General features: G+C 31.5%; 28 protein-coding genes and 2 tRNA genes. 19 read left to right on the forward strand and 11 right to left on the reverse strand.

The genetic code is table 11. From position 1 onward, the window contains the following. Positions 1-47: 47 nt before the first annotated feature. Genes tatB through PF022_RS03400 form a run of 6 tightly spaced genes read left to right on the forward strand, consistent with a single transcriptional unit; the run spans position 48 to position 3,374 of the window. A complete protein-coding gene (tatB, locus tag PF022_RS03375) occupies positions 48-464 on the forward strand; it encodes a Sec-independent protein translocase protein TatB (protein WP_407081398.1) in 417 nt (138 codons plus the stop codon). Then, complete coding sequence (gene tatC / locus PF022_RS03380; protein ID WP_271022776.1) at positions 457-1,197, forward strand: twin-arginine translocase subunit TatC; 741 nt, start codon at positions 457-459, stop codon at positions 1,195-1,197. Before tatB ends, tatC begins: the two co-directional genes overlap by 8 nt. Continuing rightward, positions 1,190-2,230 carry a tRNA preQ1(34) S-adenosylmethionine ribosyltransferase-isomerase QueA gene (queA, locus tag PF022_RS03385; protein ID WP_271022779.1) on the forward strand — a complete coding sequence of 347 codons (1,041 nt, stop codon included), beginning with the start codon at positions 1,190-1,192 and terminating at the stop codon, positions 2,228-2,230. The genes tatC and queA overlap by 8 nt, the downstream gene beginning before the upstream one ends. Then, entirely contained in the window at positions 2,227-2,799 is a 573-nt protein-coding gene (gene rsmG / locus PF022_RS03390; RefSeq protein WP_271020527.1) for a 16S rRNA (guanine(527)-N(7))-methyltransferase RsmG, read from the forward strand. The genes queA and rsmG overlap by 4 nt, the downstream gene beginning before the upstream one ends. Then, positions 2,784-3,005 (forward strand): PP0621 family protein, encoded by a 222-nt coding sequence (locus PF022_RS03395; RefSeq protein ID WP_271020528.1) that lies wholly within the window; start codon positions 2,784-2,786, stop codon positions 3,003-3,005. The genes rsmG and PF022_RS03395 overlap by 16 nt, the downstream gene beginning before the upstream one ends. Before the next feature lie 9 nt (positions 3,006-3,014). Then, positions 3,015-3,374: a hypothetical protein gene (locus PF022_RS03400; protein WP_271020529.1), complete on the forward strand. Its 360-nt coding sequence runs from the start codon at positions 3,015-3,017 to the stop codon at positions 3,372-3,374. 6 nt (positions 3,375-3,380) lie between these two features. Here PF022_RS03400 and PF022_RS03405 read toward each other — a convergent pair whose 3' ends face one another. Further along, positions 3,381-3,761, reverse strand: a complete 381-nt coding sequence (locus PF022_RS03405; protein WP_271020530.1) for a histidine triad nucleotide-binding protein — start codon at positions 3,759-3,761, stop codon at positions 3,381-3,383. 110 nt (positions 3,762-3,871) lie between these two features. On the opposite strand from PF022_RS03405, the gene pheS reads away from it, so the two are divergent. From pheS to PF022_RS03445, 8 genes are all read left to right on the forward strand, one after another. After that, on the forward strand, positions 3,872-4,867 hold the full coding sequence (pheS, locus tag PF022_RS03410) for a phenylalanine--tRNA ligase subunit alpha (RefSeq protein ID WP_271022780.1): 996 nt from the start codon (positions 3,872-3,874) through the stop codon (positions 4,865-4,867). Beyond that, on the forward strand, positions 4,864-7,233 hold the full coding sequence (gene pheT, locus PF022_RS03415) for a phenylalanine--tRNA ligase subunit beta (protein ID WP_271022782.1): 2,370 nt from the start codon (positions 4,864-4,866) through the stop codon (positions 7,231-7,233). The genes pheS and pheT overlap by 4 nt, the downstream gene beginning before the upstream one ends. Beyond that, positions 7,230-8,519 carry a 3-phosphoshikimate 1-carboxyvinyltransferase gene (gene aroA, locus PF022_RS03420; protein WP_271022784.1) on the forward strand — a complete coding sequence of 430 codons (1,290 nt, stop codon included), beginning with the start codon at positions 7,230-7,232 and terminating at the stop codon, positions 8,517-8,519. Before pheT ends, aroA begins: the two co-directional genes overlap by 4 nt. Further along, positions 8,509-9,333, forward strand: a complete 825-nt coding sequence (locus PF022_RS03425; protein WP_271020534.1) for a 4-hydroxy-3-methylbut-2-enyl diphosphate reductase — start codon at positions 8,509-8,511, stop codon at positions 9,331-9,333. Before aroA ends, PF022_RS03425 begins: the two co-directional genes overlap by 11 nt. Positions 9,334-9,400: 67 nt before the next feature. Continuing rightward, a complete protein-coding gene (locus tag PF022_RS03430; protein ID WP_271022786.1) occupies positions 9,401-11,065 on the forward strand; it encodes a 30S ribosomal protein S1 in 1,665 nt (554 codons plus the stop codon). A gap of 8 nt (positions 11,066-11,073) precedes the next feature. After that, a complete protein-coding gene (locus PF022_RS03435) occupies positions 11,074-11,559 on the forward strand; it encodes a hypothetical protein (protein ID WP_271022787.1) in 486 nt (161 codons plus the stop codon). Between the two features lie 10 nt (positions 11,560-11,569). Next, on the forward strand, positions 11,570-13,153 hold the full coding sequence (serA, locus tag PF022_RS03440; RefSeq protein WP_271022788.1) for a phosphoglycerate dehydrogenase: 1,584 nt from the start codon (positions 11,570-11,572) through the stop codon (positions 13,151-13,153). A gap of 51 nt (positions 13,154-13,204) precedes the next feature. Beyond that, positions 13,205-13,291 (forward strand) — tRNA-Leu (locus tag PF022_RS03445). A gap of 232 nt (positions 13,292-13,523) precedes the next feature. On the opposite strand, the gene PF022_RS03450 is transcribed toward PF022_RS03445, so the two are convergent. Continuing rightward, positions 13,524-13,600 (reverse strand) — tRNA-Arg (locus PF022_RS03450). A gap of 54 nt (positions 13,601-13,654) precedes the next feature. On the opposite strand from PF022_RS03450, the gene PF022_RS03455 reads away from it, so the two are divergent. Continuing rightward, on the forward strand, positions 13,655-14,470 hold the full coding sequence (locus PF022_RS03455) for a metal ABC transporter solute-binding protein, Zn/Mn family (protein WP_271020538.1): 816 nt from the start codon (positions 13,655-13,657) through the stop codon (positions 14,468-14,470). Here PF022_RS03455 and PF022_RS03460 read toward each other — a convergent pair. From PF022_RS03460 to folD, 9 genes are all read right to left on the reverse strand, one after another. Beyond that, positions 14,460-14,672: a hypothetical protein gene (locus PF022_RS03460; RefSeq protein ID WP_271020539.1), complete on the reverse strand. Its 213-nt coding sequence runs from the start codon at positions 14,670-14,672 to the stop codon at positions 14,460-14,462. The genes PF022_RS03455 and PF022_RS03460 overlap by 11 nt on opposite strands. Positions 14,673-14,806: 134 nt before the next feature. Further along, entirely contained in the window at positions 14,807-15,169 is a 363-nt protein-coding gene (locus PF022_RS03465) for a hypothetical protein (RefSeq protein ID WP_271022789.1), read from the reverse strand. A 105-nt stretch (positions 15,170-15,274) separates the two neighbouring features. Next, complete coding sequence (locus tag PF022_RS03470) at positions 15,275-15,967, reverse strand: hypothetical protein (RefSeq protein ID WP_271022790.1); 693 nt, start codon at positions 15,965-15,967, stop codon at positions 15,275-15,277. Between the two features lie 118 nt (positions 15,968-16,085). Beyond that, positions 16,086-16,631 carry an adenine phosphoribosyltransferase gene (locus tag PF022_RS03475; RefSeq protein ID WP_271022791.1) on the reverse strand — a complete coding sequence of 182 codons (546 nt, stop codon included), beginning with the start codon at positions 16,629-16,631 and terminating at the stop codon, positions 16,086-16,088. 9 nt (positions 16,632-16,640) lie between these two features. After that, complete coding sequence (locus PF022_RS03480) at positions 16,641-16,979, reverse strand: hypothetical protein (RefSeq protein WP_271020542.1); 339 nt, start codon at positions 16,977-16,979, stop codon at positions 16,641-16,643. An 11-nt stretch (positions 16,980-16,990) separates the two neighbouring features. Next, positions 16,991-17,419 (reverse strand): ribose 5-phosphate isomerase B, encoded by a 429-nt coding sequence (gene rpiB / locus PF022_RS03485; protein WP_271020543.1) that lies wholly within the window; start codon positions 17,417-17,419, stop codon positions 16,991-16,993. Then, positions 17,420-18,121 carry a site-2 protease family protein gene (locus PF022_RS03490; protein WP_271020544.1) on the reverse strand — a complete coding sequence of 234 codons (702 nt, stop codon included), beginning with the start codon at positions 18,119-18,121 and terminating at the stop codon, positions 17,420-17,422. After that, complete coding sequence (gene lepB / locus PF022_RS03495) at positions 18,121-18,927, reverse strand: signal peptidase I (RefSeq protein ID WP_271020545.1); 807 nt, start codon at positions 18,925-18,927, stop codon at positions 18,121-18,123. The genes PF022_RS03490 and lepB overlap by 1 nt, the downstream gene beginning before the upstream one ends. Further along, positions 18,924-19,766 (reverse strand): bifunctional methylenetetrahydrofolate dehydrogenase/methenyltetrahydrofolate cyclohydrolase FolD, encoded by an 843-nt coding sequence (folD, locus tag PF022_RS03500; RefSeq protein ID WP_271020546.1) that lies wholly within the window; start codon positions 19,764-19,766, stop codon positions 18,924-18,926. The genes lepB and folD overlap by 4 nt, the downstream gene beginning before the upstream one ends. A gap of 57 nt (positions 19,767-19,823) precedes the next feature. On the opposite strand from folD, the gene PF022_RS03505 reads away from it, so the two are divergent. The 4 genes from PF022_RS03505 to PF022_RS03520 all read left to right on the forward strand — a co-directional run bounded on the left by PF022_RS03505 (position 19,824) and on the right by PF022_RS03520 (position 23,188). After that, entirely contained in the window at positions 19,824-20,165 is a 342-nt protein-coding gene (locus PF022_RS03505) for a c-type cytochrome (protein ID WP_271022793.1), read from the forward strand. Continuing rightward, positions 20,165-20,806, forward strand: coding sequence for an LOG family protein (locus PF022_RS03510; RefSeq protein WP_271020548.1), 642 nt, complete (start codon positions 20,165-20,167; stop codon positions 20,804-20,806). The genes PF022_RS03505 and PF022_RS03510 overlap by 1 nt, the downstream gene beginning before the upstream one ends. A 73-nt stretch (positions 20,807-20,879) precedes the next feature. Further along, positions 20,880-22,058: a replication-associated recombination protein A gene (locus PF022_RS03515; RefSeq protein WP_271022795.1), complete on the forward strand. Its 1,179-nt coding sequence runs from the start codon at positions 20,880-20,882 to the stop codon at positions 22,056-22,058. A gap of 2 nt (positions 22,059-22,060) precedes the next feature. After that, entirely contained in the window at positions 22,061-23,188 is a 1,128-nt protein-coding gene (locus tag PF022_RS03520; RefSeq protein ID WP_271022797.1) for a hypothetical protein, read from the forward strand. The last annotated feature ends 12 nt before the right edge of the window (positions 23,189-23,200 follow it).

The raw sequence follows: 23,200 nt of genomic DNA on the forward strand, positions 1-23,200 counted from the left end.
AAATTTTAATTTTCAACAATGCAAAAAGGCATATTATCGTGTTTGGAATGGGATTTTTTGAGATTTTAATGGTGGCTGTTATTGCTATTATATTTTTAGGTCCAGAAAAGCTACCAAAAGCTTTAGTAGATGTTGCAAAATTTATAAAAGCAGCAAAAAAAACAATGGACGAAGCAAAAGATAGCTTAGATAGAGAAGTGAATTTAAGTAAGATAAAAGAGGAAGCCCTAGCTTATAAAAATAGCATAACACAAGGTTTAAGTGATGTAAAAAATAACATTACAAAGGATATTTCTTTTGATAGTTTAGAATTAGATGATATAAGAGAGGAAGTTCCGGTAAAAACGCAACACACACATAGTGCAAAAGATAATAGCATAGCAGTAAAACCAGATTCAAATAAAACAACACTAACTTTTAAAAACAATGAGAAAAATGAAAAATCGGAGATAGGGAATGCTTGAGGATTTAAAGCCACATATACATGATTTGCGAAAATGCCTAATTAATATAACAATAGCATTGCTTGTTGCTTGTTGTGTTTGTTTTTACTTTTGGGAAATTATTTTAAATTGGATGGTAGCCCCACTTAGTGCAGCATTGCCAAAGGGGCAAGAGAGTGTGATTTTTACTCAAGTTGGAGAGGCATTTTTTACAGCTATTAAAGTAGCATTTTTTGGTGGGTTTATAGTCTCTTTACCTGTGATTTTTTGGCAACTTTGGAGCTTTGTAGCACCGGGATTATACGATAATGAGAAGAGATTTGTAGTTCCATTTGTTATATTTGGGACATTCTTTTTTGTAAGTGGTTGTGCATTTGCTTATTATGTGGCTTTTCCAATAGGGTTTTCGTATTTAATAAATTTTGGTAGTCAACTTTTTACTGCTTTGCCTAGTATTGGGGATTATGTTAGTTTTTTTGCAAAGCTAATGGTAGGATTTGGTATCTCATTTGAATTGCCTGTTATTACATTTTTCTTAGCAAAAATAGGGCTTGTTACTGATAAAACGCTAAGAGAATATTTTAAATATGCAATTGTGTTTATTTTTGTCTTAGCAGCGATTCTTACGCCACCTGATGTTCTGTCTCAATTTTTAATGGCAATACCTCTTGCTTTATTATATGGATTATCTATTTTTATTGCTAAAGTTGTCAATCCTTACAAAGAGGAAAAAGAAGAATTAGAAGATGAATGATTTATTGCTATCAAGCTATGATTATAACTTACCACAAGAGTTAATAGCGCATAGCCCAATAGAGCCAAAGGAAAATGCTAAATTGCTTGTTTACAATAGAAAAGATAAGTCAATTACACATACTACTTTTGCGTCATTTATTGATTTTGTGCCTAAAGATTCTACTTTGATATTTAATGATACAAAGGTGATAAAAGCTCGAATCTATGGAAATAAAATACATAAAGATTCTGCAAATGGTGCAAAAATTGAAGCTTTGTTCCATAGGGCTATTGGTGAGAGCGTATTTTTATTGCAATTTAGAGGTAGGCTTAAAGTTGGTAGTATTGTCAAGTTTGATAATGGAGTGTTTGCAAAGATTCTAAAAGATTGTGGAGGAGGATTTAAAGAAGCTTCTTTTAGTAGGGATTATAATTTTTTATCTTGTATGAATGAAGGTGAGTTTTTAGAGTTTTTAGAATATTGTGGCGTAGTGCCACTTCCGCCTTATATTAAGTCAGATTCCAATAATAAAGAAGTCGAATATAACTCGATATTTGCTAGAAATCTTGGTGCTATTGCAGCTCCTACTGCTTCATTGCATTTTAGTAAAGAATCTTTTGCAACATTGCAAAATATTTTCAAACATGCTTTTGTTACGCTTCATGTCGGGGCTGGGACTTATCTTGGTGTTTGTAGTGAGAATATTTTAGAGCATAAAATGCATAAAGAAAGATTCTTTATCCCACAAAAGACTATAGATATTTTAAAAGATTCAAAGCATATAACAACAATAGGGACGACAGCTACTAGGGTTGTTGAATCTTATTTTAGAGATGGTATTACAAGTGGAGAGTGTGATTTATTTTTGAATCCAAAAAATAAACCAATAAAGACAAATGCTATTCTTACAAATTTTCACCTACCTAAGACAACTTTGCTTATGCTTGTCTCTAGTTTTGTAGGACTTAGTGAGCTAAAAAGAATCTATAAAGAAGCAATAGACAATAAATATAGATTCTATTCTTATGGTGATGGAATGCTTGTGCTATGAATATGGAAAAATATATACAAATACTTCAAAAATGGAATAAAATCCATAGTTTAAGCGGCGCAAACAGCAAAGAAAGGATTGAAAAAAATATTCAATATTCTCTATATCCACTAACGCTAGATTCTTTAAAGATAAAAGATAAAACATGCATTTTGGATATAGGAAGTGGTAATGGATTCCCAGCAGTCCCACTTGGAATCTCTCTTAATATAACTACTATTTTGTGCGAACCAAATGTAAAAAAGGCTGCATTTTTGCAGAATCTAAAAGCAGAGTTGGAGTTGGATAATTTTTATATTTTTAGGAAAAAAGTTGAAGAACTTTCATTAAGTGAGATTGTTGCACAAACCAATAAAGAGCCTGATTTGATAACTTCAAGGGCGACATTTGAGGTTAAAGAACTATTAAATAAATGTATTCATTTGTTAAATAGAGATTCTTTATTATTGCTTTTTAAAGGTTCTAGTGTGCAAGATGAGCTATCTAAAATTAAGCTAAAATACGAAATTTTTAATAATGGGTTATTAAATTATATTGCAATTAAAGGTGCAGAATGCAGTGGCTTGTAGTTATTTTATTAATTGTTGGTGTGTATTATTTTTTTATTAGAAAAAGTAGCACAAATAAAATTTTCACAAAAACAAAAGAAAATAAAAAAAATATAGAAGAGATGTGCTTTGAATGCAAGAGATGTGGGACATTTGTCTCATCAAGCGAATCTATAATCAAAGATGGCGAATATTATTGCTCTAAAGAATGTGCGAATTTAAAATAAAGAGGCTTTATGATAATTTTAAATCATAGTTTAATTTCACCTATAAAAATAATCTATATTGATTCTACAAATGATATATCAAGCACGATTCCAAGTGATTTTTTGATTGTAAGGAATCTTGAAATTGCAAAATTTTGTAGTGAAAATAATGTCCCTTATTCAAGTGAAGTATCAACCATTTTAGAATCTTTATTATTGGTTAATTTGGGGGCTAAGTTTTTAATATGTGATTCTTTGGAGTTTGCTATTGAGTTGCAAAAATTAGCTGAATCTTATTTGTTTGATTGCAAGGTGTTATTAAAGATACAAAATGAAAATGAAATAGAGCATATAGCAAGGCATGGAATTGATGGGGTGATTTTTAGCTAAAGAAGCTTACATGCTTCTTTTTGCTTCTTCTAATCTTTCTTTTTCAGAGATATTTGGTGCTAGACTATCCCATTTTAGTTTTGCACCACCTAGTATATGAAAATGTAAATATGGTATTTCTTGCCCACCATCTAAACCTATGTTGCTTATTATTCTATATCCTGTTTTATCAAGTCCTAATATTTTTGCTACTTCTTGTATGAAAGGTGTTGCAAGAGACATTGTATTGCTATCTACTTCTTGGAAGTCTTTTGCGAATTTTTTTGGTATGACTAAGACATGTATTGGTGCTTTTGGAGAAATATCGTGAAATGCTAGAAAATTACTATCTTCATGGACTTTGTTACATGGTAAGTCACCATTTATTATCTTTTCAAAAACAGTCATTTCAAATCCTTAAATTTTAATATTTTTGCATTTTACACTTATTTATTAAGTAAAGTAAATATTTTTTTTATTACAATCCTAAAAAAGATTCTAAATATTAGGGATATATTTTGAAAGAGCAAATAAAGAAGATACAGCAGACAAATACACTTGCAGAGCTAGAAGAGATTCGTATCGCACTTCTTGGCAAGAAGGGAATTTTAACTGCTAGGTTTGCAGAGTTAAAAACTTGCAATGCAGAAGAAAAAAAGACGCTAGCACAAGAATTAAACACTCTAAAGCAAGAGGTAGAGAAAAATTTAGCAATACAAAAAGAAGTTTTGGAATTAAAAGAACTAGAATCTAGGCTAAAAGCAGAAAAAATAGATGTCTCTTTGTTTAATACAGCAAATACTAAAGGTGCAAATCACCCAGTAATGCTTATGCTTGATAGAATTGTGGAGTATTTTTTAAGCATGAATTTTTCGCTTAATATGGGTCCTTTGGTTGAAGATGATTTTCACAACTTTGAAGCACTAAATCTCCCTAAATATCACCCTGCAAGAGATATGCAAGATACATTTTACTTCAATGATGGAAAGCTACTTAGAACACATACTTCTCCTGTGCAAATCCGCACAATGCAACAACAAAAGCCACCAATTAGAATGATAGCACCGGGCAGTGTGTTTAGATGTGATTATGATATTACTCATACTCCTATGTTTCACCAAGTTGAAGGATTAGTGGTAGAAAATGGTAAAGATAGCATTAGTTTTGCGAATTTGAAGTTTATACTAGAGGACTTTTTGAAATTTATGTTTGGAGATGTTAAAGTTAGATTCCGTTCTAGCTTTTTTCCATTTACAGAACCTAGTGCAGAGGTTGATATGAGTTGTATTTTCTGCGGTGGTAGTGGTTGTAGGGTGTGTTCTCATACTGGTTGGTTAGAAGTGTTAGGTTGTGGTAGTGTCGATGTTAATGTATTTAATGCTGTGAGATATGAAAATGTAAGCGGATATGCCTTTGGTTTAGGTGTTGAGAGATTTGCTATGCTTTATTATGGTGTGCCTGATTTAAGGGCGTTTTTTGAGAGTAATTTAAAGGTATTGGAGCAATTTAGATGATTTTTACTAGAAGTATTTTAAATGAAGTTTTGTTCCTAGAAAATAGTGGCGAAGAACTTTGCAGAATCCTAAATAACATAGGTTTAGAAGTAGAAAGTTTTAAGAGAGTTTCTGCACCAAGCAAAGTTGTTGTAGGTAAGATATTAGAATGCCAAAAACACCCAGATGCAACAAAGCTAAATATATGCCAAGTTGCTATTTCTACTAATGGTGATGATTATGAGATAAGACAAATTGTATGTGGTGCAAAAAATGCACGAGAAGGGATTTATGTAGCAGTAGCACTAGAAGGGGCAGTGCTACCTAGCATTACTATAAAGAAAGCAAAATTAAGAGGTGTAGATAGTTGCGGAATGCTTTGTTCGACTAGTGAACTTGGCTTTCCTGGTTTGTACGATGGAATAGTTGAGTTAGATTCAAGCATTGGAGAGTTGGTAATTGGTAAAGAATTAAGTGAATATCCAATTTTTTGCGATGAGGTATATGAAATATCAATCACTCCAAATCGTGGAGACTGCATGAATTTGCTTGGTATTGCTAGGGATTTATCTGCAGCCTTTGGTGTGGAGATGAAAAAAATACAAAAGATCAACATACCTGATAGTTCGCCCGGCATTGGTAGAGTATTGCAAGTAGTATCTGATGAAAAGATAGATAGTTCTGTTTTGTATAGGGCATTTGAAGCGGAATTACGCCCTACAAATCTAAAGAATTCTCTATTTTTAGCTTATAATGAATCTTTGTGTTCTAATTATTTAAAAAATGCTCTAAATTTCACTACTTTGTATAGTGGTGTCATTATGAATGCATATCCTCAAAAATTTTGTCATCTTGGAGATGTAAATCAAGAAAAAATTACATTGCATGTCAAAAAAGATGAAAAAGGTTTTGATAGTGTGTATTTTAATGATTTAAAGCTTTCTACCATTGGGGTTAATAATTATATAAGTTGCAATAATGATAGTCTTGGAAATGAGTTTATAATTGTTGAGGCAAGCTATATACCACCTTATATTGTGGCATCTAATGTATGTGATAATAAACCAAAAGATTTAGATGCACATATTTTTCAGAGAACTTCAAGGGGTAGCAATCCAAACTTATTGCTTGGTTTAGATATTCTATGTGATATGATAATTTGCGATTGTAGTGATCAAAATTGTGTAATATATAAAGATACGCAAGAAATCATAACTTATACGGAAAATGAAAGTATCGCAATTGATATAAATCTAGTGGGCAAAATAATAGGCAAAGAAGTCGAAAAAACCGAAATTATAAATATATTAAAAGCTTTAGAATTTGAAGTAGAAATATCATCTGATGATACATTCTTGCTTGTTAAAGCACCTCTTTTTAGGCATGATATAAATAATTTAGCAGACATTAGTGAAGAGATAATACGATTTATAGGCATAGATAATGTAATTAGTAAGCCTTGCTTAATAGTGCAGAACAATCAAAGTACAGATTGGTCGCATATATATAAATTTCGTAGGAATCTTGCCAAGGCTGCTATTTATTCTGGGTTTAATGAAACGATACATTTTGTGTTTTTCAATAAAGAAAAATTGGAGAGTTATGGTTTTGAGACATTAAAAGAAGAGCTTGATTTAACGAATCCTATCACAAATGATTTAAACACATTGCGTTCTACTCTTTTATGCGGACTTTTGGATTCTGTGCTTTTAAATAAAAATAATGGATTTACTGGTATATCGTTATTTGAGCTTGGCAGTGCATATACAAAAGATAGAGAAGAAAAGATTTTGCTTAGCTTTGTGCAAAGCGGGTTTGTAAATAAGGAACACTTTCCTATAACAAAAGGTTATAAGGGGGATTTCTTTACTTTTGCTAATAGAATCTCAAATGTTATAGGAGAATTTGAGCTTGTAGAATGTAGCAGCAGTATTTCACTCTTTCACCCTGGACAATGTGCAAAGGTGATTCAAGATGGCAAAGAAGTAGGAGTTATCTCAACACTACACCCAAAAGTGGCTAATGCACTTGGGTTAGATACTACATATTTGTGTGAAATAGAAATTTCCAAACTTGAATCTAAAATTCCAAGCGTGAAGAATTATTCTAAGTTTCAAAAAACAACTAGAGATTTAAGTGTGGTTATAAGCAAGGAAGTGCCTTATTTTAAGATTAGGGATTCTATTGTATCTCTAAATATACAAGAGATTTTAAAATTTTATCCGCTTGATGTATATAATGATGAAAAACTTGGAGAAAACAATAGCTTGACTATCAGGTTTGAGCTTCAATCAATGGATAAGACACTAGAAGATAAAGATATAGTTAGTATTACTGATAGGATTTTGGAATCTTTAAAAAATACTTTCAACATAGAGTTAAGATGAATCTAAAAATTCATAAATGTGAAAAATTCTCCATCATATGCAATAATATAGCCTCTGATAAATCAATATCTCATAGAGTGGCTATATTTTCTCTGCTTAGCAATAAACCATCTTTTGTTAGGAATTATTTGCAAGGTGATGATACTTTGCATACTCTACAAATTGCACAAATGTTGGGCTTAAATGTTGCAGAATATGATGGAGGATTGATACTAACACCGCCAGATAAAATACAAGAGCCATGTGATGTGCTAGATTGCGGTAATGCTGGGACTGCAATTAGATTGTATATGGGATTGTTGAGTTCTCAAAAGGGAATGTTTGTGTTAAGTGGTGATCGATATTTAAATAAGCGACCAATGAAGCGGATAATCTCACCGCTTAAAAGTATAGGAGCAACCATATATGGCAGGGAGGATAATAACTATGCACCTATTGTTATACATGGTGGGCACTTAGAATCTTTTAACTATACCAGTGAAATTTCAAGTGCTCAAGTAAAGTCTGCAATGATATTAGCAGCACTATTTGCAAAAGATTCTTGTATTTATTCTGAATATGAGCTAAGCAGGGATCATACAGAGAGGATGCTTGTAGGTATGGGTGCAGAGATAGAAAACATGGATAATAACACAATAAAAATAAATCCATTAAAAGAAAAGTTAAAACCAATTGAAATTGAAATTCCTTCCGATCCTTCTAGTGCATTTTTCTTTGCAGTCGCAGTATCTATAATACCAGATTCAAGATGTATTTTAAAAAATGTCTTGCTTAACAAAACTAGAATTGAAGCATTTAAGGCTCTAGAGAAAATGGGTGTGATTATAAACTACAAAGAAACATCAAATATATACGATAGCATAGGTGATATTGAAATAATATCTCCAAGTGAGCTTTGTGCGGTTGATATTAGGGATAATATTTCATGGCTTATTGATGAGATTCCAGCATTAGCAGTTGCACTATCATGTGCTAATGGCACAAGTAGTGTAAGAAATGCAAAAGAACTTAGAGTAAAAGAGAGCGATAGAATAAGTTCTATTGTTAATAATCTTAAAAAATGTGGCATTGAAGTAGAAGAGTTAGAAGATGGTTTTGTAATTACAGGTGGGATTCCAAGGTATGCTAAAGTAGATAGTTTTGGTGATCATAGGATTGCTATGAGCTTTGCTATTTTGGGCTTAAAATGTGGCATTGATATAGAAGATAGTGATTGTATTAGTGTATCATTTCCGAATTTTGTAGAAATTTTAAAGCAAATTACAAGGATAGAGTGTGAAGGTTAAATTGGCAAATAATTATGGGTTTTGTTTTGGAGTTAGGAGAGCAATCAAACTTGCAGAATCTAAAAAAAATGGAATTACTTTAGGACCTTTGATACATAATTCAAAGGAGATAAATAGGTTAAAAGAGAATTTCAATGTAGTTGTTAATGAAAATATAGAAGAAATAAAAGAAAATGCAGAAGTAATAATAAGGACGCATGGAATCCCAAAGCAAGACTTAGAAAAACTAAAACAAAAGACACAAAATATAACTGATGCTACATGTCCATTTGTAACAAAGCCACAAGAAATATGCGAAAAAATGAGTAAAGAAGGATATCAAATAATAATTTTTGGAGATAAGACTCACCCTGAAGTAAAGGGGGTTATGAGTTATTGTCATACAACCCCAATAGTAATTGAAGATATAGAATCTCTAAAAGAAATAAAGCTACAAGAAAAGGTAGCACTAATATCACAAACCACAAAAAATGTGGAGCTATTTTCACAAATTGCTATTTTTTTAATTAAGCAATGTTCGGAATGCAGGATATTTAATACCATTTGTAATGCTACTTTTGATAATCAAGATTCAGCTAGAAAATTAGCAAAAGAAGTTGATATTATGATAATTGTTGGAGGTAAAGATTCTTCAAATACCAAGCAACTTTATAATATTTCAAAAGAATATTGTGATGATTGTTATTTAATTGAAGATTATAGTGAGCTTGATAAAGAGTGGTTTGTTGGCAAGATATTATGTGGTGTTACTGCTGGTGCTTCAACACCAAATTGGATAATTGATAAAGTGGTAAAAACAATAGAAATTTATTAAGTTTTTATACTTTTAAAAGGTTGGATTAAATACAATGGAAAATTATTTTCTTAAAAAAGGGTAAAAGATGGCTACGATAGATGAGTTTGAAAATTATGCAGGAGAAGAAGACTTTGCTTCCATGCTAGAGCAGTTTGAAAAAAAAGAAAGTCAAAGGGTTTCAGAAGGACAAATTGTAGCCATTGAAAATGACAATGTGGTTGTTGCGGTTTCTGGTGAGAAAAAAGAGGGAAATATTTCTATAGATGAGATTAAAGATGCGAATGGCAATTTATTATTTAAGGTTGGAGATTCACTGCCTATAGTAATTACTGGTAAACGAAATGAACAACCTATAATATCACACAAAAAAGCACTATCAAAACAAAAAATAAAAGAATACATAAAAACGCTAGGTGATGATTACAAAGATAAAATCATTGAGGGTGTTGTTGTAAAGAAAAATAAGGGTGGATTCATAGTTGAAAGTGATGGTATAGAGTTTTTTATGCCTAAATTTGCAGCAGCACTAAAAGATGTAAATAAGGTTGAAGGTAAGCATATAAGAGCATGTATTATAAATGTAAAAGATGAAGATGATAGTATAGTAATATCAAGAAAGAGACTATTTGAAATTGAAAACTCTGTAAAAAAAGAAAAAATAGACAAAATCATGCAACAAGAAGGGCTAATTGAGGGCAAGGTAAAGAAGATAACAAGCTTTGGTGTATTTGTGGATTTAGATGGTGTTGAAGGATTGGTGCATTATACAGAGATTAGCTATAAAGGTCCTGTAAATCCTGCTAAGCTATACAAAGAGGGAGATAGTGTATTAGTTAAAGTAATCTCTTATGATAAAGCAAAAAATAGACTAGCTCTTTCAATTAAGGGTGCAACTGATGATCCATGGAAAGAAATCGAAAATGAGCTTGAAGTAGGAGATGCAATCAAAGTTACTGTTAGCAATATAGAACCATATGGTGTGTTTGTTGATGTAGGTAATGATATAGAAGGATTCTTGCATATATCTGAAATTTCGTGGAATAAAAATATCCAAAGTCCAGATGCATTCCTAAAAGTAGGACAAGAAATAGATGTAGAGGTAATTGAGATAGATACAAACTCAAGAAAACTTAGAGTATCTTTGAAAAAATTACTAGATAAACCTTTTGAACAATTTGCTAAAAAATATAAGCAAGGAGATATACTAAAGGGAAGTGTGGCTACTTTGACTGATTTTGGTGCATTTATCAAGTTAGACGGAATAGATGGCCTACTTCATAATGAAGATGCATATTGGAATAAAAATGAAAAATGCAAAGATTTAATGAAAGTTGGCGATGAAGTTGAGGTTAAAATAGTAAAAATCGACAAAGATAAAGAAAGAATCTCGCTTACAAGAAAGGGGTTGATTGCTTCTCCTGCTGATGATTTTGCTAAAAAATACTCTGTTGATAGCCAAGTAAGTGGTGTTGTTAGGGATATAAAAGATTTTGGTGTGTTTATAAAGGTTGATGGTGATATTGATGCTTTAATTAGAAATGAGGATCTATATCCGCTAAAGAAAGATGAGATAAAAGTCGGTGATGAGATTAATGGCGTTATCTCAATGATTGATACAAATAATAATAAAATAAGAGTATCTGTTAAAAGGCTTGAGAAGCAAAAAGAAAGAAACAATCTAAAAAGTTTCAATGATAATACTGATGATAAGATGACACTAGGGGATATAATTAAAGGTCAAATCAAGTAGGATTTAGTGTGCAAATAAGAGTATTAGTTGCTATTTTTACGATTTTTACATTTATTATGTTGTTCGTTTTAATACGCAATTACTCTGATGCAATGAATCTGTACACAATACCAGATGTAATGCCTTATAACCTCGTTGATGATAATTCTACAGATTCTGTTGTTTCTAGTGGTGCTAGTTGGATTGAAAAGCTTAGTATGCAAAGTGATGTAGCTTATATTTATCCTGCTTCTGAAATGCAAGTTAGGTTATTATCTGATGCAAATATACAAAAAGAAGGTAGCAGTATTTTTAGGGTATCTGTGGGTGTTATTGATGATTATCAGTTTTTTTGTATAAATCAGGTGTTTATGTCGCACAAGATTCAGTATTCTTATTATAAGGTTGGTGATAATATTTGGCTTGTTGTCTCTACTAAAGATGAAAAATATCTAAAACAAGTCTTAGATGAACTTGCTAGATATGAAATTAGCTATACGATGACAAAATCATAGAGGAGGATTTATGTCAAAATTTAATATTGTTGTTTGTGATCATATACATAAAAGTGGCTTAGATATATTAGAAAAAGATGCTGATGTTAATTATATAAATTTTGCTTCTTTACCAAAAGATGAGTTATTATCAAAGCTTGGTGAGGCTGAAGTTGTCATTACTAGAAGTTCTACTGATGTTGATGTGAAGTTTTTAGAATCCGCACCAAAGCTTAGAGCTATAGTGCGTGCTGGTGTTGGTGTAGATAATGTTGATATAGAAGGTTCTAGTAAGCAAGGTGTTGTTGTTATGAATGTGCCAACTGCAAATACGATTGCTGCTGTTGAGCTTACTTGTGCTCATATTTTAAGTGCTGTTAGAAATTTCCCATGTGCTAATTCTCAGCTAAAATATGACAGAAAGTGGAAGAGGGAAGATTGGTATGGGACCGAACTTAAGGGTAAGAAGCTAGGAATTATTGGATTTGGTAACATAGGAAGTAGAGTTGGGATTCGTATGAAAGCCTTTGAAATGGAAGTTATAGCTTATGACCCATATATTAATCCTACTAAAGCTACTGATTGTGGAATCGCATACACAAGGGACTTTGATGATATTTTAAAATGCGATATCATAACAATTCACACTCCAAAAAACAAAGAAACAATCAATATGATAAACGCTGATAATATCGATAAATTAAAAGATGGCGTGATATTGATTAATTGTGCTAGAGGTGGGTTGTATAATGAGGATGCCATAGATTTTGCATTAAAAAGCGGAAAAGTAAGATGGGCTGGTATTGATGTATTTACAAAAGAGCCAGCAACTTCCAATAAACTTTTAGATAATAAAAATATATATGTAACTCCGCATATTGGTGCAAATACACTAGAATCACAAGAAAAAATAGCCATAGAAGCGGCAACTGCAGCCATAGAGGCAGCGCGTGGGTCTAGCTTTCCAAATGCACTTAATTTGCCTATTAAAGAAAATGAGATCCCAAGCTTTATGAAGGCATATTTAGAGCTTGTGCAAAAAATTGCCTTCTTTGCTATACAAATGAATAAAGATGAGATTCGTTTAATCACGCTTGAGGCACAGGGTGAGATTAAAGAATATTTAGAAACTTTATCTACATTTGCATTAGTTGGGATATTAAACGCAACAATAGGCGATAAGGTAAATTATGTAAATGCACCTTATGTGGCTAAAGAGAGAGGTATAGAAGTAAAGTTAGTTGGCACAGATTCTAAAGGTGCATATAGAAACAAAGTAAGAATCACAATTCTTACTCAAAATGGCGAGTTTAGCGTTGCTGGTGCTGTGTTTAATGAGATGTTGCCAAAGATTGTTGAGATTAATAATTTCATGCTTGATGTTACTCCAAAGGGCAGAATGATATTATTTAGAAATGATGATACGCCCGGAGTTATAGGTGAAGTAGGAACCATACTTGCAAAGCATAATATTAATATATCAGACTTTAGGCTTGGTAGATATGATAAAGAGGCGTTAGCGGTTATCTTAGTAGATGATGATGTTAATAAAGAAGTGCTAGATGAGCTGTCTTTAATTAAAGCGTGTCGTGCTATAAAATACGCTATTTTATAGTATTTTTTAAGTGAAAATTTTACAAATTATTGTATAATTTTCACTTCTTTTGCCGGGGTGGTGAAATTGGTAGACGCGCCAGACTCAAAATCTGGTGGGGGCAACCCCGTGTCGGTTCGATTCCGACCCTCGGCACCACTTTTGTTTTTGAGCTTTCAATATTACAATTCTTTTATAAAGTTTGTTGGAATTTGTGAAATAAACTATCTTGACTGCTGTTTGGTGAATTTTTGTGTTTGGTTGGATTCGAATGGCATACTGGATGTATGTTTGTATATATGAAGTATGTGTTTTTAGGATTTTTATTATTACTTTGTTGGATTTTATAGCTATATTTATTGTCTTTTTAAATCCTTATTGGTATTATTTATGGTACGCCCAGAGGGAGTCGAACCCCCAACCCTCAGATCCGAAGTCTGATGCTCTATCCAATTGAGCTATGGACGCAAGAGAAAAGCTAGAATCCTAGCCAAAATACTTTTAATAACAAATAAAGGAATTATGATGCGGTATGTGCTTGTATTTTTAATTTTTGTTTTTAGTATGTTTGCAAAGCCTGTAATTGTGGTTAGTATCCCAATGCAAAAGGAATTTATAGAATCTATTACAAATGACTATGAGGTTGTATCATTGATAAATGGAGGAATAGATCCTCATACATTTGAGCCAAAGATTTCTGATATGAAGCTAATTGGTGATGCTGTGGCTTATTTTGCTATTGGTATTGAGTTTGAGGAGAAATATTTGGATAAATTTAAAGCACAAAATAAGAATCTTAAAATATATAACAATGATAAAAATATCGAAAAAATATATTCTAATCATAACCATGATGGACATGATCATAGTCAGTGGAATAAGCATGTATGGCTATCGCTAAAGAATGCAAAAATAATAGCAAACAATATATATGAATCTTTGCAAGATATAAATAGTGTAAATTACGATTCAAGCTATGAATCTCTAATAGAGAAAATAGATAGTTATGATTTAAAAATACAAAATTTGCTAAAAGATTCAAAAGTCAAGGAATTTGTGGTGTTCCACCCTATGCTTACATATTTTGCAAGGGATTATGGTTTGATAGAAATATCAATAGAAGTTGATGGTAAAAGTCCTAGAATATCAGAAATGATGTCTGTTGTAGATGGAATTAAAAAAAATAATATCAAGTTTGTTTTCGCACAAAGGGAGTTCTCAACAAAAAGTGCAGAACTAATAGCAAGAGAAAGTGGAGCGAAATTAGAATATTTTTCTCCACTTGATGTGCCTTTATGTGAGAGTTTATATAAATTTAGTGAGATTATTAGCAAGTAGAATTTTTTATTATTCCTTGCTTTTTTATTGTCTCAAAAATATATTTTGCACACATGTCATTTCCTATATTTGTGAAATGCATGTGGTCTAAAAATACATATTCTTGTGTATATTTTAATGCTTCGTTTAAATCAAATACAAAGTCAAATTCTTCCAAGCTTTTCTTTAGTTCATCGCTATATTCTTTGAATCTATTTAGCATTAGTGCATATGTAGGGTGTTTTAGCTGTGTGAAATATTGTTTGTAATATTTATCACATTCAATTTCTTCTTGTGTCCAATTTTCTGGTAGTTTATTACATAAGTGAGGTTGTATGAATCCTAGAAAATGATGTCTTAAGCTATTATTAAGCTTGGAGTTGCTCTCTCTCTCTCTCTCTTGTTGTTTTTAAGGTAAAAATAAGAATTACCACAAACACAATCTCTAAATTGTAAAACTCTAAGTTTCATTGCTTCGCATAAATCTTGCATAGCAATATCTTTATTTTCCGTAAAATCTTTTAATTCAAATAATAATGGCATATTAGATTCGCACATGCTTTTGCAATCTTCTTCCCATACATGAGAAGTATATGGAATCTTATAATCTTGTAGCATTACTTTATCCATTGTTTGTGAGAAGTTTATATCATCACAAAATATAGGTATTACTATCTCTGGGGCTAATTCATAAAATAGTCCATTGTATAAAAGCATCATTTCATAGATTCCATGATCACCACATGGTGCATTTACTACTATATATTTTTCATCTGTGCTATCTAAGTATTTTTGTAAATAATCTTTAATTCTATATCCTTTACCTCACGTCATACAAGTGCTATTACCGAAAATTACTACAAGCTTTGTATTTAAATCTCTATTTTTCAATGCTTTAAAATCTATTTTTTCTGGGAAGAAAAATTCTTTATCTTCACTGCTATAAGTCGCCCTAATCATGAATCCGGGATATATTATGTGTGAAAAATTGCTTTTATTATGTCTTTTTGTTTCATAAATTTTTGCAAATATGTTTATATTTTTATTTAATCCTTCATCAAATTTGGCTCTTATTTTAGAATCATCATTGGTCGCATTGTCTTCTAACCATGCTAATTCACCTTTTTTCATACTAGATACAAAATTTTCTAAATATTCATTATCATTTTTTATATCCTCATCTATATCATTAAAGAAATCCTTTGCCTTTGCAAACATAGAATGTCTTATATAAAATTTAGATTCATAGCAGAAGTGCTTAATATTGTAAATACCATGTTTGTTTAGTTTTTCTTTTATTTTTAGAAAAATATCTTTGTTATTTACGCATACTAAAGTAGATGTGAAATTATGATTTGCTAATTCATATTCTCCTATAAAGCAATCATTGTATATCTTTAATGCTTCCAAATGTTGTTGCTTGATATTGTCATCTATTATTTTGTATTTGACATTTAGTGCATCCATGATTGATACACATATATGACCAAACCAGCCAAAACCATAAATTAATATCATTATTACTCCTTTTAAGTATTATAAAAGGATAATTTTAGCATTTTTGAAGTTTTAAACACAAAGCTAGTGTTAAGGTGTTGGTTGTTGAAGCTAGAGAGATAATCCTCTAGCTAGAATATTATAAGTTTAGTATGCAGTGTATTGGTGCTATTTTTTCTAGTTCTTTTGAACCTTGTAGCTCTTTTAAGTTGATGATGAAACAAGATTCAACCAAGTTGGCCTTTGCTTGTTTAATTAAGTTTGCCGCTGCTATTGCTGTGCCACCTGTTGCTATTAAGTCATCTATTAAAAGAACTTTAGGATTATCTAATTCGCTAAATGTATCGATATGAATTTCAATTTCGCTAAAACCATATTCTAGTGAGTATTTTTCAGGTATTGTTGTATATGGAAGTTTGCCCTTTTTTCTTATAGGGACGAATCGTATGTCTAATGCGTGTGCTAGTGCAGCTCCAAATATAAAACCTCTGCTTTCAATACCTGCTATGAAGTCTAGGTTATATGATTTATATCTTTCTTTTAGGTATTTCATTAAAAAGTTAAATGCTTCTTTGTTATTAAGAAGTGTAGTAATATCTCTAAAGACAATCCCCGGTTGTGGGAAGTCGTTTATCTCTCTAATTGAGTTTAATAAAAATTCTTTGTCTTTTTGTGTTAATTCCATTTTCTCTCCTTATAGTAGTGCTTCGATTTTTTGCTCTAAATCTTTTATCTTGCTTTTATATTTTTCTGTTTCTACCCTATATTGTGAGTTTCTTTGTTTTAGGGCTTTTACTTCATTTCTTAGAGATGTTATCTCATCAGTTAGGATATCTATATTACCAAGTGCTCTTTGTAGTTGAAGTTGGTGCTTTCTTATTAGAATTTCTGCTTCTTGTAAGGTTAGTTTCATAACAGCACTATTTTTTTCTTCTTTTTGAGCTATGCTTTTATAAAAAAATGTTTTAACAACCATGAACAAAACAAATAAAATAAATGCTGTCAAAAATAACCACTGCGTAAATTGTGCCATATAATAACCTTTTATTTTAACTTTTCTATTCTTCTTAAATGTCTTTCGCCATCAAAACTTGTGCAAAGAAATGCAACTATTATCTCTCTTGCCATTTCCAAGCCTATTAGCCTCGCACCAAGACACAAGACATTAGCATCATTATGTTTTCTAGCTAGTTTTGCACTTAGAGATTCGTTGCATAGTGCTGCTCTTATGCCATTATGTCTATTAGCAGCAATACTCATTCCAATTCCGCTACCACAAATTAAAATTCCATAGCTTTTTTGATTGTTTAGCACTTCTTTGCATAGTATATTTGCAAAGTCAGGATAATCAACGCTAGAACTAGAGTTTGTCCCTAAATCAACAATATCCATCTCAAGTATTTCTAGTATTTTCAATATTTCATTTTTAAACTCGAATCCAGCATGATCGTTAGCGATAAATATTTTTGTCATTTATACCCCTAAAAGCCCTTTTAATATTAAATTTACAGGTTGAAAAATTATTTGCGATAAAGGTGTCCCTAAAATTACCATTACAATTAGCATTCCAAACATTGGATTAACTTTGGCAAAAATTTTAGCAAAAAAATTACTTTTAAACATAAGACCAAAATATGAAAGCATACTAGAGCCATCTAATGGAGGTATTGGTAGCATATTAAAAACAGCTAATATCACATTATAAATTAGAATCTGTAACAATATAAAAATTAGCACATTAAATGCAAAATTTGGATTATCAAAATAATTAAATGCTCCTCCAAATATTGAAGATAGCATTCCGCCATTTACACTATGAATCAAAAATGCAACAATTAATGCTAAAAATAGGTTATAAAAAATACCAGCAGAAGATACTAAAAATGCACCAAGATATCCTCCGTTTCTTATTACTATATCCATTCTAACAGGCACAGGTTTAGCCCAGCCAAACAAAAATGGTGCATTTAGCAAAAATAAAGATAGTGGAATAATAATTGAGCCTAGCAAATCTATATGCACTATTGGATTTAAACTTAGTCTCCCTTGAAGTTTAGCGGTGTCATCACCATATTTATAGGCTACATACCCATGCATTATCTCATGTCCTATGATAGCAATTAGCAATGCAAATATCATTGCGACTATTTTATATAGTGTAGGAATCTCAAACATCAATTATCTTTTAGCATTTTTTCTTCAAGGGATTCTATGCTTTTGCCAATCCTATCCCATCTTATATTGAAATTATCATCAAAGCTAAGATATATAAACCATGGTTTGCCTATTACATGCTTATATTCAACTGAATCCCAAAACCTAGAATCATTAGAATTATTTCTATTATCTCCCATCATAAAAAATGTGCCTTCTTTGATTTTTTTATAAAATGCTAATTCTCCATTGTCTAGCGTTGTTTTGGTCATTGCTATTTTTTCACCACTTTGTGAATAGAGGTCTAATTGTAAAAACGCATCTAGTGAATCTTGTGTGTAATGCACTCCTTTGTGCTTTGCCATATAAGGATCGTAATAGAAGGTTTTGCCTCTATATTGCATTGTTTTAGTTGAATCTTGTTTGTAAGGAGTGTCATCGCTAAAGGCGATCCATAGCCCATCTTTTGTATATAGCACTTCATCTCCACTGATTGCTACATTTCGTTTTACATAGTATATTTTTGGATCTAGTGGATAGCGAAATATTACTATATCTCCTCTTTTTGGTGTATCTCCTGTAATTAAGTGTCCATTATTGTTAAAATCTGGCAAAACTTTTACTTCAAGCCAAGGAAGAGTAGGGGTTGGGATTCCATATGAGAATTTTTTAACCAATAAATTATCACCTATTAGCATTGTATTTAGCATGCTTCCTGATGGGATTATGAATGCTTGTGCGACAAAAAATATAAACGACAATACAATAATAATTGTCCCTGTCCAGCTATTTGCGAAGCTTCCTAGAAGTGAGAAAAATTTTTTCATATATTTCCTTGTGTAGCTTTGATTGTATTTTCCAGTAATGAAGCAATAGTCATAGGTCCTACTCCACCGGGAACTGGAGTTATGTAGCTTGTTTTTTGTGATACATTTGCAAAATCAACATCTCCAACTATCTTTCCGCTTTCTAATTTATTTATGCCTATATCTACTACTATTGCACCTTCTTTTACCATATCTTGTGTGATTAGATTTACTTTACCAACTCCAACACACAATATATCAGCATTTAGTGTGTGTTCCTTTAGATTCTTGGTATATATGTGACATAGCGTTATTGTTGCATTTTCATTTAAAAAGAGTGCCGCAAGTGGCTTGCCTACGATATTGCTAGCACCTATGATTACTACATTTTTGCCAACTAGATCTATTTTGTATTCTTTAAGGAGAGTGATTATGCCCTTTGGTGTAGCTGGAGTTAGGCTATCAAGCCCATAAAAGATTTTGCCTGCGTTAAATGGGTGGAATCCATCTACATCTTTTTTAGGAGAGATTTTTTCTAGTATTTTATTTGTGTTTATGTGTTTTGGCAGTGGAAGCTGAACTAAGATTCCATGAACCAAATTATCGTTATTTAGGTTTTCTATCTCCAAGAGTAGAGATTCTTCGCTAATGCTAGAAACAAGTCTTTTTGTAATTGACTCTATCCCACATCTTTGACATGCTTTTGCTTTCATAGTTACATAGCTATGTGATGCAGGATCATCGCCTACCAAAATCACAGCTAGACTAGGTTTTATACCTTTTGTTTGTAATTCTTGGACTTGATTTTTTATATTGTGTTCTATTTTTTGAGATAAGGATTTTCCATCTAGAATCTGCATTAATGCCCTTTAAAAGTTATTTTGTTATTATATATAAAAATTACTTTAAGGAAATTTGTGCGTTTTTTATTTTTTCTTATTCCATTTTTTTTATGTGCTGAAGATAGCTTTATTACACAAATAGAATATGGAAGAATGCTATACGAAAATCCACGCGGTATAGGGTGTGTAGAGTGTCATGGGGAATCTGGAGAAGGAAAAATAATAGCAAACTACACTCATAAGAAAAAACAAAAACAACTATATGGACCTAAGATAAATGATATTGAATTTGATTCTTTTTCACAAGCATTACAAAAATCACAAAAAATAATGCCAAAGTATTATCTAACCAAACAAGAAATAGAAGCTATTTATAAATATTTAGAATCTAAAAAAGATATAATAAAGGATAAGTAGTGGAGTTTGGTGTTGGCTTTAGCGATGAATTTAAAAATGCAAGTAGTAAGCTAGATGGTTATAATAACATAGTTAGCGTATTTGGTGGGACTAGAATCCAAAGTGATAGTTATATCTACAATGATATACAAAATCTATGTTATAGCCTAGCTTTGAGTGGATATTCGATTATGACAGGCGGTGGTTCTGGTGCTATGGAGGCTGCAAATAGAGGCTTATTTTTAGCAAAGCAAGAACATAATCTAGAAGGAATCTCATCAATAGGGCTTAATATAAAATTGCCTTTCGAGCAGGAGTTTAATAGCTATTTGGATATTCCGTTAGAATTTTCTCATTTTGCTATTAGAAAGCAAGTGTTTTTGGATTATTCACAAGCTTTTATAGTAGTAAATGGTGGATTTGGGACATTAGATGAGATAGGTGAGATTCTTGTAAATATTGCTGTTTTAAAAAAAGAAAAAGTCCCATTTATTTTCTATGGAGATTATTATGATGAGCTTTATAAATGGATAGAAACTAAAATGCTAAAAGAATGCTTAATAGGTAAAGATGAGTTTGGTATTATAAAGACTGCCAAAACTCACGATAAAGTTTTGGATATATTAAAACATGGGATTATCAAGCCCATACATCATAAATAAAATCATACACGCAAAGCATAATGCCAAGATAATAGGAGCAAATTTTGTCATATAACCACCTTAAAGATAAGCAATGAAAGACCTATCTTACTATAAAAGACCTAAAAGTTTTGATGAGTTTGTAGGGCAGAGACATATTTTTGGTGAAAATGCACCATATATGAATCTTCTAAAGTCAAAAAATATACCACATAGCTTCTTTTTTGGTCCTCCGGGGAGTGGCAAGACTAGTGCTGCAAATATTATTGCAATACATTTAGATATGCCATTTTATAAATTAAATGCAACCAATTTCAAAACAGAAGAATTAAGAGAAATAATAAAACAACACACACATGCACTGCAAAAACCACTAATTTTTATAGATGAGATTCATAGGCTAAGTAAGAATCAGCAAGAATTATTGTTACCAATAATGGAGAGTAGAGAGGCAATTATTATGGGTGCTTCAACTGAAAATCCATTTTTTGCACTAACTGCTGCTATTCGTTCTAGGTCTATGGTTTTTGAGTTTTTTGCACTTAGTAAAGAGGAGCTATATGCGTTAATTAAAGATTACGAGCTAGAAGATAGCGTTAGAGAATTTCTAGTAGTAAGTAGTGGTGGAGATGTTAGAGCTATGCTTAATTTACTCTCTTATGGTATTGAGATTGCAAAAGATTCTAAAAAAATAACTTTAGAGATGTTGCAGAGTTTGAGGAGGCATTCACTAAATACAGGCACAAGTGAAGATAGTGTCCATTATGATTTAATCTCTGCACTTATAAAGAGTATAAGGGGCAGTGATGAGAATGCTGCAATTTACTATCTAGCTAGACTTATAAAAAATGGAGAAAATGCCGAATTTATCGCTAGAAGACTAGTGATATTGGCTAGTGAAGATATAGGTAATGCAAATCCAAATGCTCTAAATTTGGCAAACTCTACAATGCAAAGTGTTGCTAAAATAGGTTACCCAGAAGCTAGAATCATACTAGCACAATGTGTGGTGTATCTATGTGCTTCTCCTAAGTCAAATATGTCTTATAATGCCATAAATAAGGCGTTAGACCATGTGGAGAAAAATCCAAATGAGCCAATAGTAGAAAATATACAGCATTTTAAAAAAGGTTATCTTTATCCGCATGATTTTGGTGGGTGGGTGGAGCAAAAATACATGTATAAAGATATGCAATTTGTAAAATGGGAAAACAAAGGCTTTGAAAAGACACTTTATGAGTGGCTTTGTAAAATTAAAAATATAAAGGAGTAAAAATGGGCGTAAATAACAATATAAAGGATTTTATTAAAAATCTAAAAAATGATGGATGTTTTGAGGGCTTTAAACATGTGCTTGAGCTTGGGAGCCAAGATGATTTGGAGCTCGGAGATGAGCTGTTTTTAGCACTTAGAGATAATGTGACATTTAATAGAAAGTTTATACCTAGCCTAGAATATGCGGGGGGGGGGGGATTTAAGCACTTTATCGTAAGTGATAAAGAAAAAAGAGAAGGTATTAGAATCTCTACAAATTACTTTTATGGCACTTTAGGTTTTGAAAGCTATGATTGTATAGACTTAGATGGTGCATATAATGCATTAGCTTTTAATCTAAATACGAATCTTGCGAATTTTTATAATTATACAAATATCTTTTGTCTTGTTACTAACTTTGGAACTAGTGAGCATATTTTAAATCAAGCTGTGTGTTTTGAAAATATCCATAATCTATGTAAAGAAAATGGAATTATGATTCATGCTTTGCCAATTTCTGGTTATTTTAATCATGGGTTGTTTAATTATTCTTTGAAGTTTTTTATGAGACTTGCCGTGTTTAATGATTATGAATTTTTATCTTGTAAATTGCTTCAAGTTGGTGTAGATAATAACTGTAATACCTATATAGAACATGAAAAGATTCTAAGGCATTTAGATGATTTAGAAGGTGCATATGAATATCTAGATTCTTCAAAGAGTATGGATTTGAAGTATCCGCATACAAGCGGAGGTTGTGGATTTAATATTGTAGTTGCATTTAAAAAGACCACCAATAAGCCATTTTCATTCCCACTTGATAGGCCGATGTTTAAATATAAAACAAGAGAAACTTTAAAGTTTTTCTTAAAAGACAAAGCAGATTCTATAAATAGTGTTGCAATCTTTGGCTCAAAAGTTGCAGCTAGTCATATTAGAGAATTTTTAGAGAGTTGTGGTATAGAGATATTATGTTATATTGATGATTATAATACTGGTAGTATAAATGGTATAGATATAGTATCAAGAGATAAATTTATACAAGATTACAAAGATAAATGTGATTTTATTTTTAAAGGACCATTGCAAAGGGGTGAAATTGATGTGGGAGTAGAGGTTATAGAATCTAAGTGGGCGTGGTTTTATTAAGAATAGCCTAAG

The sequence above is a fragment of the Helicobacter sp. WB40 genome (assembly GCF_027859275.1).
Taxonomy (GTDB): Bacteria; Campylobacterota; Campylobacteria; order Campylobacterales; family Helicobacteraceae; genus Helicobacter_D; species Helicobacter_D ibis.